The 19,042-nt window shown below is 65.3% G+C and carries 14 protein-coding genes; 10 read left to right on the top strand and 4 right to left on the bottom strand.

The window, feature by feature from the left end:
• Nucleotides 1-214 precede the first annotated feature (214 nt).
• Together AC0L21_RS25245 and AC0L21_RS25240 are read right to left on the bottom strand one after the other, a co-directional pair.
• Complete coding sequence (locus tag AC0L21_RS25245) at nt 215-913, bottom strand: outer membrane protein (RefSeq protein WP_473264443.1); 699 nt, start codon at nt 911-913, stop codon at nt 215-217.
• Nucleotides 914-1,684: 771 nt separating this feature from the next.
• Nucleotides 1,685-3,706 carry a YgiQ family radical SAM protein gene (locus tag AC0L21_RS25240; protein ID WP_473264442.1) on the bottom strand — a complete coding sequence of 674 codons (2,022 nt, stop codon included), beginning with the start codon at nt 3,704-3,706 and terminating at the stop codon, nt 1,685-1,687.
• A 255-nt stretch (nt 3,707-3,961) separates the two neighbouring features.
• Between AC0L21_RS25240 and AC0L21_RS25235 the strand changes: the two genes are divergently transcribed.
• A complete protein-coding gene (locus AC0L21_RS25235; RefSeq protein ID WP_275174072.1) occupies nt 3,962-4,126 on the top strand; it encodes a hypothetical protein in 165 nt (54 codons plus the stop codon).
• A gap of 6 nt (nt 4,127-4,132) precedes the next feature.
• Here the strand turns inward: AC0L21_RS25235 and AC0L21_RS25230 are convergent, their stop codons facing one another.
• Nucleotides 4,133-4,798 carry a GntR family transcriptional regulator gene (locus AC0L21_RS25230; RefSeq protein ID WP_473264441.1) on the bottom strand — a complete coding sequence of 222 codons (666 nt, stop codon included), beginning with the start codon at nt 4,796-4,798 and terminating at the stop codon, nt 4,133-4,135.
• Nucleotides 4,799-4,806: 8 nt separating this feature from the next.
• On the bottom strand, nt 4,807-6,219 hold the full coding sequence (locus tag AC0L21_RS25225; RefSeq protein WP_473264440.1) for an FAD-binding oxidoreductase: 1,413 nt from the start codon (nt 6,217-6,219) through the stop codon (nt 4,807-4,809).
• 179 nt (nt 6,220-6,398) lie between these two features.
• On the opposite strand from AC0L21_RS25225, the gene AC0L21_RS25220 reads away from it, so the two are divergent.
• From AC0L21_RS25220 to AC0L21_RS25180, 9 genes are all read left to right on the top strand, one after another.
• Entirely contained in the window at nt 6,399-7,283 is an 885-nt protein-coding gene (locus AC0L21_RS25220; protein WP_473264439.1) for a dihydrodipicolinate synthase family protein, read from the top strand.
• A 206-nt stretch (nt 7,284-7,489) separates the two neighbouring features.
• Nucleotides 7,490-9,814, top strand: coding sequence for a TonB-dependent siderophore receptor (locus AC0L21_RS25215; RefSeq protein ID WP_473264438.1), 2,325 nt, complete (start codon nt 7,490-7,492; stop codon nt 9,812-9,814).
• A gap of 63 nt (nt 9,815-9,877) precedes the next feature.
• Nucleotides 9,878-11,071, top strand: a complete 1,194-nt coding sequence (locus AC0L21_RS25210) for a PepSY-associated TM helix domain-containing protein (RefSeq protein WP_473264437.1) — start codon at nt 9,878-9,880, stop codon at nt 11,069-11,071.
• Between the two features lie 78 nt (nt 11,072-11,149).
• Complete coding sequence (locus tag AC0L21_RS25205; RefSeq protein ID WP_473264436.1) at nt 11,150-12,382, top strand: rhodanese-like domain-containing protein; 1,233 nt, start codon at nt 11,150-11,152, stop codon at nt 12,380-12,382.
• Nucleotides 12,383-12,481: 99 nt separating this feature from the next.
• Complete coding sequence (gene serA, locus AC0L21_RS25200; protein ID WP_473264435.1) at nt 12,482-13,726, top strand: phosphoglycerate dehydrogenase; 1,245 nt, start codon at nt 12,482-12,484, stop codon at nt 13,724-13,726.
• 82 nt (nt 13,727-13,808) lie between these two features.
• On the top strand, nt 13,809-15,470 hold the full coding sequence (locus AC0L21_RS25195) for a tannase/feruloyl esterase family alpha/beta hydrolase (protein WP_473264433.1): 1,662 nt from the start codon (nt 13,809-13,811) through the stop codon (nt 15,468-15,470).
• Nucleotides 15,471-15,519: 49 nt separating this feature from the next.
• Nucleotides 15,520-15,993 carry a MarR family winged helix-turn-helix transcriptional regulator gene (locus AC0L21_RS25190; protein WP_473264432.1) on the top strand — a complete coding sequence of 158 codons (474 nt, stop codon included), beginning with the start codon at nt 15,520-15,522 and terminating at the stop codon, nt 15,991-15,993.
• 11 nt (nt 15,994-16,004) lie between these two features.
• Entirely contained in the window at nt 16,005-16,775 is a 771-nt protein-coding gene (locus AC0L21_RS25185; protein ID WP_473264431.1) for an enoyl-CoA hydratase, read from the top strand.
• 127 nt (nt 16,776-16,902) lie between these two features.
• On the top strand, nt 16,903-18,984 hold the full coding sequence (locus AC0L21_RS25180; protein ID WP_473264430.1) for a methyl-accepting chemotaxis protein: 2,082 nt from the start codon (nt 16,903-16,905) through the stop codon (nt 18,982-18,984).
• Nucleotides 18,985-19,042 lie beyond the last annotated feature (58 nt).

Below are 19,042 nucleotides of genomic sequence, written 5' to 3'. Positions count from 1 at the left end.
ACTGAAGGTATTTTGGTCGCCTCTCAGCAGAGGCCACACCTTGTTCGGGCTCGGTAATCTTCCGTCACAGGCGTGGAGGTCCGATCATCAGCTGACCTCAAGTAGTTTCTGGAGAGCTTGGCAAAACGCAAGGCGCCAACGCGCGCCAGCCATTCCGGCCTATGAGAAAGGGCCAGCCCGTAGGGCTGGCCCTTCAAGTATCTTATGTAAACCGTCAGTAACGTGAAGCCGACGCGGCGCCCCAGTTGAACCGGTAGTTCAGGCCGGCCTTGATGGTGTGCTCGTCATTGCGGAAGCCGACGGCGGTAACAACACCGCCGGCGCTGGTGAAGAGAGCGTTCCGCGTGCCGAAGTCGTAGTACTGGTATTCGACCTTGCCCGACCAGTTCTGGGCGAACATGTATTCGAGACCACCGCCCACGGTGTAGCCGTCGCGGCCGCCGCCGTTGTTGGTGAAGGTGCCGCCGCCGAAACCGTTCGTAAGGCGGGAGTCAGCCCAGGCATAACCACCTTTGACGTACAGCAGCGCCGGACCCCAGGTGTAGCCGAGGCGACCGGCGACGGAACCGAGCCCACGGTTGACGAAGGGATTGTTATTGGTGTCGAGCAAGCTGTAGTTCGCTTCAATGCCCAGCACCCAGTTCGGCGAGAACTGATGGTCGTAACCGATCTGCACGCCGCCCATGAACACACCATCGTTGCTGCTGGTGCCGGTGAAGCCGGGGGCCAGAATGTTGTTGCTGCCGCCGAATGCGCCGCCGACGTGACCGCCGATGTAAAAGCCGGTCCAGTTGTAAATCGGCGAGGCCGCCATCGGTGGGGCTTTGGTGTAAGGACGCGCAGCCATATCAGCTGCCGATGCTGTACCCGCCAGGGCGGTAAGGGCGACAGTAGCGAGAAGGAACTTTTTCATTTCGAGTCTCTCAGGTTTAAACAACGTGTGCCAAACGCTTAACCCAACTCACCGAATTTGCTGTAGCGCGCCAGACACACGTGTCCGATCTGGGTGTGGAACGCTCTGGTCATTTGTTAATTGAGGAACCGTGAAGATTCGGAACCGGGCATCTGAGCGACAAGTTCCGCGGTTCCGTCATCGCGAAGCACTGATCATTGTGCATTCCAAAGCCCGGTATGATGCGGGGCTTTTTTGCCGTTCATACTGGAAGCTCATCAACCGGGGATGTCGCATCTTGGCCGATTTTTGCAACAAAATCGGCCCGTAGCTGACTCACAAAGCCGGACTGGCCATGTCCGGTTTCGCGGACAAAGCGGATACCGCCTACCCCGCGATCGGGTTTACGACTACGCTCCCCAGCGCATCAGGCGCGCACCGTTGCCTGCTGTGTTGATAGATTGCAAGTCGGGGGGACCGATCGCTTCGGGCCTCCGCGCGGGACACGGTGTGAAGCTCGAGGATATCGATACGGAGTAGCGCTTGGGGCTCGCCCTGTCACGCGTGCTGCGACAATGGCATCCTGCGCCTGTTTTGCCCGACGAGTCAATATTTCGTCGAAACCTAATTTTCGCTTTTCCGTTATCTCACCCGGCGGCTTCAAAGGATTCGCAAGGCGCCTAAGTCATTGATCCCGCTCATGCCGGCTACTGTGCATGGGGTTGTTTTCGAGGTTTTTGTTTTGAGGGCACGACGGTGCGAGGATGAACCGGACCTGATCCGGCTCGCCCGCTACTTCATCACCCGCAGATTCTTGGTCGTGAACCGCTGCGTCTTGTCGCCGGGACGAACCGGCCGCCGCGTGCCGGCGGCCTTGCCGGTGCCGGGCGGCTGGTGCGCGGGGACCAGCTGGTCGGGGCGCGAGCCGATCAGATCGGCGCGGCCCATCTCTTTCAGGGCTTCACGCAGCACCGGCCAATTGTCGGGGTCGTGGTAGCGCAGGAACGCCTTGTGCAGGCGGCGCTGTCGCAGGCCCTTGATCGCCTCGACCTTGTCGCTGCCGCCGCGCCGCACGCCGCGCAGCGGATTGACGCCGGTGTGGTACATCGCCGTTGCGGTCGCCATCGGCGAGGGCAGGAAGGTCTGCACCTGATCCGCGCGGTAGCGGTTCTTCTTCAGCCACAGCGCGAGGTTCATCATGTCCTCGTCGGTCGTGCCCGGATGCGCCGCGATGAAATACGGGATCAGATAATATTTCTTGCCGGCCTGTTCGGCCGCGGCATCGAACATCCGCTTGAACTGGTTGTAGGCGCCGATGCCGGGCTTCATCATCTTGTCGAGCGGCCCGCGCTCGGTATGTTCGGGCGCGATCTTCAAATAGCCGCCGACGTGATGGGTGACGAGCTCCTTGATGTATTCGGGGCTCTCGACCGCGAGGTCGTAGCGCACGCCGGAGGCCACCATCACCTTCTTGATGCCCTTGGTCTCGCGCACCTTGCGATAGAGCCGGATCAGATCGTCATGCGAGGTGTTGAGGTTCGGGCAGATCTCGGGGAAGACGCAGGACGGCCGTCGGCACGCGGCCTCGACTTTCGGGTCCTTGCAGGCCATCCGGTACATGTTGGCCGTGGGACCGCCGATGTCGGAGATCACGCCGGTGAAGCCGGGCGTCTTGTCGCGGATCTTCTCGATCTCGCGCAGGATCGAGCCCTCGGAGCGGTTCTGGATGATACGGCCCTCGTGCTCGGTGATCGAGCAGAAGGTGCAGCCGCCAAAGCAGCCGCGCATGATCGTCACCGAGAATTTGATCATGTCCCACGCCGGGATCTTCGCGTCGCCGTAGGACGGATGCGGCGCGCGCGCATAGGGAAGATCGTAGACCGCGTCCATCTCCTCGCTGGTCAGCGGGATCGGCGGCGGGTTGAGCCAGAGGTCGCGGTCGCCGTGACGCTGCACCAGCGGCCGCGCATTGCCGGGATTGCTCTCACGATGCAGCACGCGTGAGGCGCGCGCATAGGCTTCCTTGTCCTGCTCGACCTGCTCCAAAGCGGGCAGCCGGATCACGGTCAAGCCTTTCGTCCGCGAAGCGCCTTCGTCGGCGGAATCGAGATCGTCGGCGTGCAGTTCGACGTAGTCCTCAGGCACGCGGCGGAACAGCGCGACGCCCCTGATGTCGTCGAGCTCGCGCGGCGCCTCGCCGGCGGCAAGACGGTTGGCCACTTCGACGACGGCGCGCTCGGCATTGCCGTAAAGCAAGAGGTCTGCCTTGGCGTCGGCCAGCACCGAGCGGCGCACCTTGTCGGACCAGTAATCGTAATGCGCGATCCGGCGCAGCGAGGCCTCGATGCCGCCGAGCACGACCGGGACGCCCTTGAACGCCTCGCGGCAACGTTGCGCGTAAACGACGGTGCAGCGGTCCGGCCGCTTGCCGCCTTCGCCGCCCGCGGTATAGGCATCGTCGCTGCGTATGCGGCGGTCCGCGGTGTAGCGGTTCACCATGGAGTCCATGTTGCCGCCGGTGACGCCGAAGAACACCTTGGGCTTGCCGAGCGCCTTGAACGGCTCGGCCGAATGCCAGTCCGGCTGCGAGATGATGCCGACGCGAAAGCCCTGCGCCTCCAGCAGGCGGCCAATGATGGCCATGCCGAAGCTGGGGTGGTCGACATAGGCATCGCCCGTCACCAGCACGATGTCGCAGGCGTCCCAGCCGAGCGCGTCCATCTCGGCGCGGCTCATCGGGAGGAACGGCGCCGGCTTGCGCGGGCGCGCCTGCGCCATCAGGGGTTTTTCGGCGGCGATGATCTGGATGTCCATGGCGCCTACGCATAGGACTCCGGGACGGCGAATACAACCGACGGGCACGTGAAAGTCCGGTTCCGTGTCCGGCAGCCCGGGCGTGCGACCGCGTTAACCGTTCGCGAGCGCCGCCATCACCTTCTCGGGTCACGCGCAGGAACCAACTGCCCTCGCGAACATTCTGATGCAGGGTTTGCGCCGGCCCGGCTGGCGTGCGCCCGCGCCCGGGGTCTAATATTGCCTCGATGTTCGCCTCGGGCGGATGGGGGAGCCGTGAGTACAGTCATAGAGAACTTGCTGCTCCGAAAACAGAAGCTGGTTGAGCAGCTCGAAAAGGCGCCCACGGTCGAAGATCGCGACAGGATCGAGCACCAGCTCGAACAGATCAACACCGCGCTGGATTTTCTGGACAGGCCCGGCACGAAAGGCGCGCGGTAGCAGCGCTCAATCGACCTGCAGCGCTTTGGCGTAGACCACGCCCGAATTGGTGACGTGCGTGGTCATCAGCGTCGCGAAGGCGGCGAACTCGCCGCGGGCGAACAGATCGAGCAGCTTGCGATGCTCGTCGAAAGACGTGCGCGTGCGCACGTCGATCGGCGAAGTCAAATTGGTACGCAGTGCTGCGACGCGGCTGGAGGCGAGCTGATAGGATTCGGCGAGATAGCGGTTGCCGCAATGGCTGAACAGCGCCTCGTGGAAAGCGGCATCGGCGCGGCCATAGGCGATATTGTCCCTGGCTGCGATCGCCGGCTCCATCGCCGCGATCGCCTCGCTCATCGTCGTGATCGCACCGGTGCGATCGTGGTGGAAGGCGAGCTCGGCTGCCTTGGGCTCGAGCGCGATCCTGAATGTGCAAAGCGAAGTGATGTCTTCCGCGCTTGGCGTAAAGACAAAACTGCCGACCTGCGGCCGGATCACGACGAGGCCCTGGGCCTGCAGCTGGCCCATCGCCTCACGCACCGGGGTGCGGCTCACGCCGAAGGAGGTTGCCACCATCTCCTCGGAAATGGCGGCGCCGAGCGCGAACTCGCCGTCGATGATGGCTTGACGAAGCCGCTGCATCACCCGCTGCGACAGCGATTTCGGTGCATCGAGCTTCAGCGATCGCATGGTTGCCCTCAGATCACCTTGCCGGGGTTGAGCAGATGATCGGGGTCGAGCGCGGCCTTCAGCGTCCGCATCAGTGCGATCTCGGCCTCGCTGCGGGCATGACCGAGCCACTTCTTCTTCAGCGTGCCGATGCCGTGCTCGGCGGAGACGCTGCCGCCCATCTCGCGCACGAGACCGTAGATGATGGCGTCCATCGCTTCCTTCGGCTGCTGCTCGACGGCAAGCCCGGTCACCCAGGAGACGAGATGCAGATTGCCGTCGCCGATATGGCCGTAATAGACGCTCTCGCAGCCCTCGATGCCGTCGGCCAGCGCCGCCTTGCAGCGCGTGACGAACTCGTCCATCCGCGCCACGGCGAGGCCGATGTCGTAAGAGATGTGCGGCCCCAGCACCTGGCCGAACTCGGCGCAGATGTCGCGCACGCGCCAGAAGCTTTGCGTCTGCGCCAGCGATTGCGCCACGGCGGCGTCGGCGAGCAGCCCGCGCTCCATCAGCTCCTCGAGCCAGCTTTGGAAGCGCGGCGCGTCGAGGCTCTCGTCGGTGCCTTGGGCTTCGACCAGCACGTAGAAGCCGTGGCCAGCGGCGACCGGCGGCTTGACGCCGGCGCGAGTCGTGATCACGTCCCAGTAATCCGGCCACATCACCTCGAACGCCGACAGCAGCGGGCCGAGCCCGCTTCGCGCGGCGCCGAGCAGCGCGATCACCGCGGCATAGTCCTCGAGCGCGCAGAGCGCGGCCATGGTCGAGCGCGGTTTTGGAAACAGCCGCAGCACCACGCGGGTGATGATGCCGAGCGTGCCTTCCGAGCCGATGAACAGATGCTTCAGATCGTAGCCGGCATTGTTCTTCATCAGCTTGTTGAGGCTGGTGATGATGGTGCCGTCGGGCAGCACGACTTCGAGCCCGAGCACCAACTCGCGAGTCATGCCGTAGCGGATCACGCGGTTGCCGCCGGCATTGGTCGAGAGATTGCCGCCGATCGCGCAGGAGCCGCGCGAGCCGAGGTCGAGGGGAAAGAAGAAGCCGGCTTCGTCGGCCGCCTGCTGGATCGTCTGTAGCGGCGTGCCTGCCTTCACCGTCATCGTCATCGAGGCGTGATCGATCTCCTCGATGCCGCTCATGCGCTCCAGCGAGATCGCGACCCAGCCTGCCTCAGGCGATGCGCCGCGGCACAGCCCGGTCAATCCGCCCTGCGGCACGAACGGCAGATGCGCCTGCCCGCAAGTCCGAATCGCATCCGCAACGCCTTGCGCGTCGACCGGGCGGATCACCGCGAGCGGCGTTTGCGGCAGGCTCGCGCTCCAGTCGTTGCAATTGCGCGCGGGCACGTCGGTGCCGACAAGCACAGCAGCCGCGCCGAGCTTGTCGCGCAACGCGCCAAGCAACTGGGTGGGCCGCTCGACGGGGGTCACCATGTTCATGCGAGACCTCCTCGGAATCTGGCTGCGTGTCATGCGCGCCATGACGGGGGAAAGGATTTGCGCCTTTGTTGTATGTAAGGTACAAGGTGGAAAGTAAAGCAAAAACAGCGTTCGGGAAGCCTTCCTCAGATCTTTCGAGATCAGAGGCGTGGTCCGAAGCCACAGCAACGGATGGTGTGATGACGGAGGCAATTCGCGGGTTCTGGGTGGCGTCGGCGACGCCGCTGACGACGGACGGCAGCGTGGACTCCGCAAAGCTCGCGGCCCACGCCAAGCAACTCTTCGGCAAGAGCGTCGACGGTGTCGTGCTGTTCGGCACCACCGGCGAGGGCACCTCCTTCAATGTCATCGAACGGGTCGCGACCATCGAGGCCGTGCTCAAGGCCGGCGTCGCGCCGGACCGAATTGGAATCGGCGGCGGCTTCCCCGCGATCAGCGACAGCATCGCATTGACGCGCGCCGTGCTCGGCCTCGGCCTCCGTCACGTGCTGTATCTGCCGCCTTACTTCGACCGCAGCGTCACCGCTGAAGGCATCGAGGATGCCTTTGCGGCGATCCTCGACGGCGTCGCCGACGATCGCCTGCGTGCCTACCTCTATCATATCCCGCAGATCTCGGGTGTCGCGATCCCGACCGGCGTCGCCGCGAATTTGCGCAAGCGCTACGGCAAGGTCATTGCAGGCCTGAAAGACTCCAGCGGCGACTTCAAGCAGTTCCAGGCGTTCCGCGCCGCCGCGCCCGAGCTGGCCATCACCGTCGGCAACGAGGTTGACATCAGCCGCGCGATCGCCGCCGGGGGTGCCGGCACCATCTGCGGCATGGCCAACATCGCGCCGGAGCTGGTCAAGGCAATGATCGACGGCAAGGATGTCGAGGCACGGATGCAGGCTGTCGTGGACATCGTGGTGAAATCACCATCCTTCCTCACGACGCTGAAAGCCATCCTCGCTGCACAGACGGGCGATGTGAGCTGGCTGCGCGTGCGGCCGCCGCTCCGCGCGTTGTCCGACGGCACCGTGCTCAAGCGGAAGCTCGACGAGCTGACGGCTCCCGCCATCGCGTGAGAACGCGCAAAACCGCGACACGTTGCCGCGCATTCGCGCGCTACGTGTCGCGACCGCTGCGCAATCAATCGAGGATTGCCAAATATCGCGATTAGAGCCTAGAACCATTCAACACTAGAGCGATTCAAGTCCGCTTGCCGTTCTCTTCACGCGCAGCGGCTGTTAGACGCGCCAGCTTCTGCGTCTGACTTGGAAGTGAATCGAAAGTGCGTGTCTATCTGGACGGCCAGCGCGTCAGCGGCCGTCGAACGCCTGCCGGCGAGAGCTGCGCGGGTCTTCTCGTTGGAGCGGCCGTGCTGCTCGCCGAATGTCTCTCCAACTCGGCGACCGCGCAGGCCCAATCCGCACTGCCGCCGGTGACGGTGGAGGCGCCGGCGCCGCGGCCGAAAGCGGCGCGTGCATCGGAGCAGGCTCCACGGCGCACGCAAACCGCCGCGCGCCAGCGCAATCGCAATCCGGCACCCGCAGCGCCGACGCTCTCGGAGCGCGCCGCCGCGGAAGCCGCAACGCAACAAGCCGCAAAGCTCGGCTACCGCGCGATGCCGAGCGCAACCACGTTGCGCAGCGGCGCCTCGCCGCTCGACACCTCGCAGGCCGTCAACGTCGTACCCGAGCAGGTGTTGAAGGATCAACTCCCGCGCAACATCGACGACGCGCTCATCAACGTCTCCGGCGTCACCCAGACCAACACGCTGGCCGGCAGTCAGGATGCCGTGATCCGCCGCGGCTTCGGCGATAACCGCGACGGCTCGATCATGCGCAACGGCATGCCGCTGGTGCAGGGACGCAGCTTCAATCCCGCAGTTGAAAGCGTCGAGGTGCTGAAGGGGCCGGCCTCGCTGCTCTACGGCATCATGGATCCCGGCGGCATCGTCAACACCATCAGCAAGCGCCCGGAGCTCTATCAGCATGGCTCGGTCACGCTCCTCGGCTCCGCCTTCAGTGCTTCCAAGACGGGCGCCGACGGCTTGCTCGACGTCACCGGTCCGGTTAGTGACCAGGGCCTCGCCTATCGCTTCATCGGCTACGGCGTCAGCGAGGATTACTGGCGCAATTTCGGCCGCCATCGCGAGATGCTGGTTGCGCCGTCACTGGCCTGGTACGGTCAGGACACCACGGTGCAGCTCAACTACGAGCATCGCGAGTTCATCTACCCGTTCGATCGCGGCACGGCGTTCAATCCGGTGACGAAGGCGCCGCTGGCGGTGCCCACGACGCGCCGGCTCGACGAGCCCTTCAATAACACATGGGGCACGTCGGACCTGATCCAGGCGTCGGTCGAGCACCGCTTCAATCAGGACTGGAAGCTCTACGCCGGCTACAGCTACAACACCGAGACCTTCAGCGCCAACCAGCTCCGCATCTCCACGCTCAACTTTACGACGGGCGTCGAGACCCGCAGCAACGATGGCACGCAGGGCTCGCTCAGCAACGCCAGCTACGGAACGTCCTACATATCCGGGGGCTTCTGGCTCGGCAACATGCGCAACGATGTGGTGTTCGGAGGCGACGGCCAGTATCGCACCATCTACCGGGACAATCTGATCCGGCAGGCAACTCCCGCCTTCAATGTCTACAATCCCGTTTACGGCCTGATCGGGCCGGGAACGACGGTGTCCAATCCAGACAGTGCGCAGACCGACAAGCTCGGCCAATGGTCGATGTTCGTCCAGGATACGCTACATCTGACAGAGCGGTTCGCGTTGGTCGGCGGCGTGCGCTACATGGACTACGACCAGATCGCCGGGCGCGGGAAGCCGTTCGTCACCAACACGAATGTGTCCCAGGACAAGGTGCTTCCGCTCGGCGGCGCTATTTTTAAGCTCACCGACCAGATCTCGCTCTATGCAAGCTACACCGAATCGCTGAAGCCGAATTCGACTATTGCGCCGATCGGCGTTTTGATCGGCTCCAACGTCGCACCGGAAGAAGGCGTCTCATACGAGACCGGCGTGAAGTTCGATCTGAACAAGCGTGTCTCCGGAACGCTGGCGCTCTACGATCTCGACAAGAAGAACGTGCAGACGACGAAGACGAACAGCGCAGGCGTGGTAGAGCTCCACACCGTGGGCCGTGCCCATTCGCGCGGCGTCGAGTTGGACGTCACCGGCAGGCTCACCGATAGCTGGGCCTTGATCGGCAGTTATGGCTACACCGACGCCCGCGTGACGGCATCCGAGGATGCCACTCTCCTCGGTAGGAAACTGCAGAATGTCGCTCTGAACACGGCCTCGCTCTATCTGGTCTATGACTTTGGCACGGCCTTGCCGGGTCAGCTCCGCCTCGGCGGCGGCGCGCGTTATGTCGGTGATCGTCCCGGCGATTCGATCAACTCCTTCTTCCTGCCGTCTTATGTGGTCGCCGATATTTTCGCGACCTATGAGACGAAATACCAGAACACGCCGGTGATATACCAGTTCAACGTCAAGAACCTGTTCGACACCGTCTACTATCCTTCCGCCGTCAACAATCTGAACGTCGCCATCGGCGACGCGCGGCGGGTCTCGCTGTCGGCGACGGTGAAGTTTTAGCGATGGGCATGTCGCGCAGGGACGTCCGTCCGATGATCGCGCCGAGCAGGAGGCCCTGCGCCGATGCGTGAGTCCTGGCGCGCGATCAAGGCGGTCTTGCTTCAGGTCCACTCCATCGCCGGCCTCGTGCTCGCGCTGCTGCTTGCCATGATCGCGCTGACCGGCGCGATCATGAGTTTCGAGGACGAGATCGTCGATCATCTCAACGTCGGCATCATGCAGGTCGCGTCGCGCCAGGCACCGGCGCTGATGCCGGACGAACTGGTTGCGCGCCTGACCGCGATGCAGGACGTCGGCAAGGTCTCCGCCGTCACGCTGGCGAGCGACCCATCCGCCGCGGCGCATGTGCGCTTCGCCCGCGACGAACGAGGCGCGCGGCCGTCCTCGCTCTATGTCGATCCCTATGACGCGCGCGTGTTGGGCGCACCGCGCGGCGAAGAGTTTTTCGCGACCGTGCGCAAGCTGCATCGCTGGCTGTTGATTCCCGGCGACGCCAAGGGCTGGGGGCGTCAGATCACGGGCGTGGCCGCGGTCGGCTTGATCGTGATGCTCATCTCGGGCCTCGTGCTGCGCTGGCCGCGGCGTGCAGGCAGCGTGAAGATGTGGCTGAAGCCCAATCTCGGTCTCAGCGGACGCGGCCTCCATCGCTCGCTGCACGCGGTGATCGGCACCTGGGTCCTGCCGGTCTATCTGGTGATGACGCTGACCGGGCTGTGGTATTCGTTCGACTGGTACAAGGATGGCGTCGTCTGGTTGCTGTCACGCCCGCAGATCGCCGCCGCGAAGATGCAGCCGAAGATGCCTGCAAAGGCGTCGCGTGCCTCCGGCGCCAGCGAGGCGGCACAGCCGATCGGCTTTGACCGCGCGTGGGCCGCCTTCCAGCGCGAGGAGGGCAGCCGCTTCTCCAAGGCGTTGCTGACGCTGCCCGCCGGCCCGGGCACGGTGATACGGATACGCTCGTGGGGTAAGAATTCCACTCTCGATACCGCGCGCGACGAATTCCGCATCGACGCCGTGACCGGTCAGTTGGTCTCCGCGGAACGCTACGCCGACAAGACGTTCGGCGAGAAGATCATCGCGAACGTGCTCGACATCCACCGCGGCGCGATTCTGGGTTGGCCCGGCAAGCTCGCGTTCATGCTCGCGGCTGTGCTGATGCCGCTGTTCTCGGTCACCGGCGTCCTGCTCTATCTGTCGCGCCGCAGGCTGCGGCGCCCGGCGCAGCCGCGGGTCGGGCAGCTTGTTCCCGGCGAGTGAACGGGCTGCCGCAAAGGCTAGCCAACACTTCTACAATCGTTCAAAAGCCCATGGCCAATCCTCGTCAGGGTTTACGCCATGAAGCTCACCTCCGTCACTCCCGCCGATATCCGCCGTGCACTGCTGCTCCGCGAGGAGATCGCGCTGCTCGATCTCAGGCACGAAGCTGGTTTCGCGACGGGACATCCGCTGTTTGCCGCCAACATGGCCGCGGACCGGATCGGGATCGAAGCTGAGGTGCGGCTGCCGAGCAAGGACGTGGCGATCGTGCTCTATGATGACGGCGAGGGCCTCGTCACTGCCGGCGCCGACCGGCTGGCCGCGCTCGGCTATACCAATGTCCGCGCGCTCGATGGCGGGCTGAAGGCCTGGCGCGAGGCCGGCTATCAAATCTTCGAGGACGTCAACTCCTACTCAAAAGCCTTTGGCGAGCTGGTCGAGTCGCGCCGGCACACGCCGTCGTTCAGTGCCGACGAGGTGGCAAAACTCATCGCGGACAAGGCCAACATCGCCATCCTCGACGTTCGCCGCTTCGACGAATATGCCACCATGAACATTCCGGGCTCGGTCAGCGTGCCCGGCGCCGAGCTGGTGCTGCGGGCAGGGCAGGCGGCACCCGATGCCGACACCACCATCATCGTGAATTGCGCCGGCCGCACCCGCTCGATTATCGGCACCCAATCGCTGATCAATGCCGGCGTGCCGAACAAGGTCCGGGCGCTGCGCAACGGCACCATCGGCTGGACGCTGGCGCGGCATACGCTCGACCATGGTGCTAAAAGGCGTGGCGCGATCGGATCGTTTAACGGCGGCCCGGCTAATGCGCGCGACGTCGCCTATCGCGCCGGTGTGCGCCACATCGACGCGCGCGAGATGTCTGCGCTTGTCGCGCAGACCGATCGCACGCTCTATCGCTTCGACGTGCGTGACGCCGAGGAATATGCCGCCGGCCATCTCCCGGGCTTTCGCCACTATCCCGGCGGCCAGCTCGTGCAGGAGACGGACATGGCGGCACCGGTGCGCGGCGCGCGCATCGTGCTGACCGACGACAAGGGCGTCCGCGCCGACATGACGGCCTCCTGGCTCGCGCAGATGGGTTGGGAGGTCTATGTGCGGGACGGCGGCTATGACGGCGCACTCGAAATCGGCCCGTCGCACGTCCTGCCCAGGCCCGACCCCGCCCACCGTTACCGCCGCCCCTATGAAGGCACCGGCGTCGACGAGCGCGCGATGCAGGCCTATCTCGACTGGGAATATGGTCTGGTCGACCAATTGCGTCTGGACGGAACGCACGGGTTTTACGTGATCTGACGACCGCCCCGCCATCTTCTCCCCGTATCCGAACCCTATTGTGCTGCGCATCCCCCGCGGTCTATGAGCTGCGGCGAAGCTGTGACCCACGGAGATTCCATGCCAGCCCCAGGCCAAAGCCCTGAGCGGAACGCGAAGGCGCTGCTGCTCGAAGGCGTCAACGACAGCGCCGTGGACCTGTTCAGAACGGCGGGTTTCACCAATGTCGAGCGCCTGACCAAGGCGCTGGACGGCGAGGACTTGCGGCGGGCGCTCAAGGGCGTGTCGTTGCTCGGCATCCGCTCGCGCACCCAGATCACCGATCAGGTGCTGGAGGCGGCCGACCAGCTTCTCGCCGTCGGCTGCTTCAGCGTCGGCACCAACCAGGTCGATCTGCTGGCGGCGCGCAAGCGCGGCGTTCCGGTGTTCAACGCGCCGTTCTCCAACACGCGCAGCGTCGCCGAGCTCGTGATCGGCGAGATCGTGATGCTGCTGCGGCGCATCTTCCCGCGCTCGGTGTCGGCCCATGAGGGCGGCTGGGACAAGTCGGCGACCGGCAGCCGCGAGGTGCGCGGCCGCACCCTCGGCATCATCGGCTACGGCAATATCGGCTCGCAGCTCTCGACGCTGGCGGAGGCGATCGGCATGCGCGTGATCTATTTCGACCGCACCGATAAGCTCCGGCACGGCAACACCGAGCCGGTCGAGAAGCTGGAAGAGCTGCTGGCGCAGAGCGACGTCGTCAGCCTGCATGTGCCGGAGACGCCGGAGACATCAGGGATGATCGGCGAGAAGGAGTTGCGGGCGATGAAACCCGGCTCCCTCCTGATCAACAACAGCCGCGGCACCGTCGTCGATCTCGACGCGCTGGCGGGAGCTCTGCGCGATGGCCATCTCGCGGGTGCCGCCATCGACGTGTTTCCGGTCGAGCCGTCCTCGAATTCGGACCGCTTCAAGAGCCCGGTGCAGGGCCTCGGCAATGTCATCCTCACGCCGCATATCGGCGGCTCGACCGAGGAGGCGCAGGAGCGCATCGGCGGCGAGGTCGCGCGCAAGCTGGTCGATTTTTTCATCACCGGCTCGACCACGGGGGCCGTGAATTTTCCGGAGGTGCAGCTGCATCTGCGTCCCTCCGGCGCGCGCTTCAGCCACGTCCATCGCAACGTGCCGGGCATGTTGCGCCGGCTGAACGAGGTCTTCCTCCAGCGCGACATCAATATCGCCGCGCAGTATCTGGAGACCTCCGGTGACCTCGGTTACGTCGTGCTCGATGCCGACCTCGGCGGCCAGGATTCAGGCGCGCTGCTGCAGCAGATCCGCAGCCTCGAGGGCACCGTCGGCGCGCGGCTGGTGTTCGAGCACTAGCGTCATTGACGTCCGGCCGGAGGGCGCCTTGAATACGGCCTCCTGGCGGAACGAACGAGAACAGGAAGTGCAGGGGGAAACGATGGCGCAAGGGCGTGCGAAGCTGTGTGTATTGCTCGTGGGCGCAGTGACTGCACTGGGCGCGAGCTCCGCCTCGGCAGCGACGCTGGCCGAGGATGCGGACACCGTCTGCAAGGGTCTCGTCGGCAGCATTGACGCCGTAAAGGTGGATTCGGCGACGTTGCTGGCGCCGTCGCAACTGGCCGTGGCCGAACGCGGCCCGACGCCGTCCGGGCGCGTCACGCCCGCCAATCCCGGCTTCTGCAAGCTGCTCGGCCATATCGATCCCACCGATCCCAAGGCGCCGCCGATCAAACTTCAGGTCAATCTCCCCGTCGAATGGAACGGCCGCTCGCTGCAATATGGCGGCGGCGGATTCAACGGCGTGCTGATCACGGGCCTGGCGCTGCCGCCGGCCTATCCCTTCGACAAGCCGTCGCCGCTCGCGCGCGGCTTCGTCACCTACGGCACGGATTCCGGCCACGAATCCAAGCCGGGCGAGCCGCCGCAGCTGTTCGCGCTCAACGACGAAGCCTTCGGGAATTTCGCCCATCGCGCCTACAAGAAGGTGCGCGATGCCGCCGTCGCGCTGATGCAGCGCGCCTACGGCAAAAGACCTGAGAAGATGTATTTCATGGGTTCGTCCGAAGGCGGCCGCGAAGGCCTCACCATGGCGCAACGCTACCCTGATGATTTCGACGGCATCTTTGCCCGCGTGCCCGTCATCAACTGGGTTGGTTTGCAGCATGCCGGCACGCGTTCCGGGCTCGTGACCATGGGTGACGGCTGGATCAATCCCGCCCAGGTGAAGCTCGTGGGCGATGCCGTGCGGGCGGCTTGCGACAAGGCCGACGGCTCTGATGACGCGCTGGTGCAAGATCCCGTGTCCTGCAAGGCGGCGTTCAAGGCGGAGACGCTGCGTTGCGCGAGCGGCAAGACGGGCGATCAGTGCCTCACCGACGCACAGATCAAGGCAATCGAGACCTTGCATGCGACCTACAAATTCCCGTTCCCGCTCGCCAACGGTCTCGACGATTATCCGGGCTGGGGCGTGTCGGGCGAGGATACGCCGGCGGTCGGCCCGACCGGCGGCTGGGTTGCATGGTGGCTCGGCACGGCGCCTCCCGCGCAGCCGCCCGCGCCCAATAACGGCATCGCCTGGATCTACGGCGCCGGCGGCATCCAATATGTGTTCGCGCGCGATCCCAAGCTCGACGTGACGACGTATAAGCCCGAAGAACACAAGGAGCGGCTGCTCGAGGTCTCCAGCCTGATGGATTCAACCGACCCCGATCTCAGCCGCTTTCGCGCTCGCGGCGGGCGGCTGATCATGCTCGAACACATGGCGGACTACGCGCAGAGCCCCTATGCCGGCATCCGTTATTTCGAGAACGTCGAACGCAAGCTCGGCAAGGCCGAGACGGCCGAGTTCGCGCGGCTCTACACCGCGCCCGGGGTCGACCATGTCGGCTCCGGCGCGCCGGCCAATGTCGACATGCTGAGCGTGCTGGTCGACTGGGTGGAAAAGGGCAAGGCGCCCGGCGACCTCGAAGTCGCCGAGCAGAAGGTCGAGGCGCCGTCGTTTGCGACGCTTCGCGCGCTGCCGCTGTGCCGTTGGCCGGCCTGGCCGCACCACAAGAGCGGCCCGGTGACGGAGGCGTCGAGCTTCACCTGCGCGCCGTGACAAGACCAACACGTTTGACAAGAGCCTTGCGCGCCGCTATCTATTTCGCATGCGAAGTAAAGGAGCCGGCGCGGGGCACCATCGGCTGATCTACCTGCTGAGCGTTGCGCAGCGGCGGTTGCAGCGCTGGATGGCGGCGCAGCCTTCGAGCGAGGTCACGCCGGCGCAGGCAGGACTCCTGTTCATCCTGGGCAAGCAGGACGGCGTCCTGATGGGCGAGGCGGGCACGGCGCTCGATCTGGGGCCGGCCGGCATCTCCGGCCTCGTCGACCGCACGGCAGCTGCAAAATTGATCGAGCGGCGAGCCGATCGCGAGGACGGGCGCGCTTGGCGCGTCTGGCTGACGCCGAAGGGCCGTGCAGCGCTCGCACAGGCGAAAACCAACGCGGCACGGGTCAACGCGGCGTTGACGGATGGATTCACCAGTGCGGAGATCGATATCGTCGCGCGCTGGCTGACCAGCATTCGGGACAAGTTTCCAAGAGAACTTTCAACAGAGCTTTCGAAAGATCCAGAGGAATAGAGGAGAGACCCATGACCGAGCACGTCCGGATCGAGAACGACGGCGGAATTCTTGCGCTCACGCTGGCACGCCCCGACAAGAAGAACGCGCTGACGGATGCGATGTACGGCAAGCTCGCCGATGCCATCGAATCCGCCGAGTCCGATGCGTCTGCCCGCGTCATCCTGATCCGCGGCGAAGGCGACATGTTCACTGCCGGCAACGATGTCGGCGAATTCGCGGCGGTCGCAGCGGGCAAGTCGGAAGGAAGCCGCAACGTCGTGCGCTTCATCCAGTCGCTGGCGCGCTGCACCCGGCCCTTGGTTGCGGCGGTGCAGGGCCGCGCCGTCGGCGTCGGCACCACGATGCTGCTGCATTGTGACCTCGTCGTGCTTGCCGACAACGCGCAATTGTCGACGCCGTTCGTCAGCCTTGCGCTGGTGCCGGAAGCAGCCTCCAGCCTGCTGATGCCGGCGCGCATCGGCTACGCCCGGGCCTACGAGATGTTCGCGCTGGGCGAGACGGTGCCGGCCAAATCCGCGCTGGAATGGGGGCTCGCCAACCGCGTGGTGCCGCTCGACAGGCTCGATGCCGAGGCGCTCGCGCTGGCGCAGCGTCTTGCCCGTCAGCCGGCCGGCGCGCTCACCGCCACCAAGAAGCTGATGCGCAATGGCGAGGCGCTGGTCGCGCAGATGAATGCCGAGGGCGAGCAGTTCGGATTGCGCCTGCGCACCGCCGAGGCGCGCGAGGCCTTCACGGCGTTCGCAGAGCGCCGCCCGCCGGATTTCTCCAAGGTTGCGTGATATGGGGGCACCGAGCCTCGTCCGGGGGGTGCTCACAGCAATTCGATTAAACTTAACGGAACATTGGCATGTCGCGGGGCAAGGTGGCGCCCGAAGAATAGGCCCCCGACCCCAGGCCCGCGACACCATGGCAATGTTTAAGAAATCGGTAAGTTCGCTTCTCCTGACCTTGATGGCGCTGCTGGCCGCGGGTGCGCTAGCCTCCACGGCGATCCAGATGGTCGGGGCGTTCGGCCGCTATAGCGACAGCCTCGAGACCGCGCGGCTTGCCGCCGCCGACAAGGCGATCTTCCATGGCGTGCTGGCGCTGCGGAACAATCGCGGCGATGCGCAGAGCGCGATCCTCGGCGAGGACGACCCGCGGGCAAAACTCGACGCGGCGGAGAAGGCCGAGCAGGGCGGCTATGACGCTATCGGCGCCGCGCTTGCCACCGTCGATTTCGGCCGCCGCGACGAACTTGCTGGCACATTGAAGCAAGGCTGGAGCGCCGCCTCCCCGCAATTCCAGCTGTTCTACGACGAAGCCAAGCGCCCGCGCGCGGAGCGCAAGATCGAGCGCACCAATTCATGGTATGATGCCGTCACCAAGGTGATCGACACGGCCAACCTTGCCTCCACCGCGGTGTCGAACCGTGCCTGGATGGACGATCCCTTCATCGCCCGCATGATCCAGGTCCGGCGCTTCGCCTGGCAGGTGCGCGACCGTTATGGAATCCATTGTTCGTCCCTTCGCTCCAACGTCAACGGCAGCAAGCCGCTCGACGACGCTCAGAGGCGGTCAGTGGCGCAATGGGATGGCACGATCGCCTCCGGCTGGGCGGGCATGGCCGAGTTGCTGGCCGCGCCCGGCGTGGCGGCGGAGCTGGTGACGGCAGCGGCGGACGCGAAGGCCAAGACCGACGGTGCCCTCAAGCAGATCGGCGACCTCACGAAGAATTTCGACGGCAGCGGCAAGCCCGCGATGCCCGCCTCGGAATGGAATACGCTGTGCCAGTCACCCTTCGCGTCCATCGTCGCGGTGGCGAACAAGGCGCTCGACCAGTCGATCGTCCGGGCGGAAACGGTGCAGGCCAAGGCGCTCACCAATCTCGTCGTGCAGTCGCTCGCGTTCCTGCTCGCGCTGGCCGTGACCCTCACCGGCGTGTACGTGGTCCGCAATCGCCTCATGCGCCCGGTGCGCGCCATCCTGGATGCCATTGCCAAGATCAGCGCTCGCGACTACGCGACGCCCGTCCCGCAATCCAGGCATCCCGACGAGTTCGGCACCATGGCCGCCGCACTCGAAAGCCTGCGCGAGAGCGCGGCGACCGCGGAACGCCTGGGCCGCGAGCGCGAATCGCAGCAGGCGCTGCAGCTTGCCCGCTCCGGCACCGTCGATGCGGCCTGCCGCAGTTTCGACGACACCGTGCAAGCCGTCATTCACAGCGTTGCGGCGTCGACCAAGGAACTCGACGCCACCGCGACCGACGTGCGCTCGCTGGTTTCGGAATCGAGCAGCCAGACCGCGGCGGTCTCGTCCTCCGCCGAGCAGGCCACCAACAATCTCGAGACCATCGCGGCCGCGACCGAAGAACTCTCGGCGTCCGTCGGCGAGATCTCCGCGCAGGTGCAGGCCAGCGCCCGCGAGGCTCGCGAAGCCGTGTCGCAGGCAGCGCAGACCAATGCGACGGTCGAGATCCTCGATCAGACCGCTGGCCGCATCGGCGAGGTCGTGAAGATGATCAACGCCATCGCAGGGCAGACCAATCTGCTGGCGTTGAACGCCACCATCGAAGCCGCGCGCGCGGGCGAGGCCGGCCGCGGCTTCGCCGTGGTCGCCGGCGAGGTCAAGAGCCTCGCCTCGCAGACGGCGACGGCGACGGAAGAGATCTCCCGCCAGGTCGCGGAGATCCAGGGCGCGACGGGCCAGGCGGTCACTGCCATCCGCGCGATCGGCGGCGCGATCAGCGGCATCGACGAGAAGATGACGGCGATTGCCGCCGCCGTCGAACAGCAGCGCGCGGCCACCACCGAGATCTCCCGCAACTTCCAGCAGGCCGCGCAGGGAACCCGCGAGGTCACCGACACCATCGGCAGCGTCGCCAGGCTCAACCAGGAAACGGGCAATGCCGGTTCGGTGCTGTCGGTGTCCGTGTCGAAAATGTCCGCCGACGCCGATCGTCTCCGCGTGGCGGTCGAGGGCTTTTTGGGCGCGGTGAGGACCGCATAACTTCGACAAATCCTTCCTCCCTACGTCGCGCGATCGGCATTGCCGCAGATGCGCGGGG

It is taken from the genome of Bradyrhizobium sp. WSM4873, from assembly GCF_055811355.1.
This window is presented reverse-complemented; position numbering and strand designations above follow the sequence as displayed.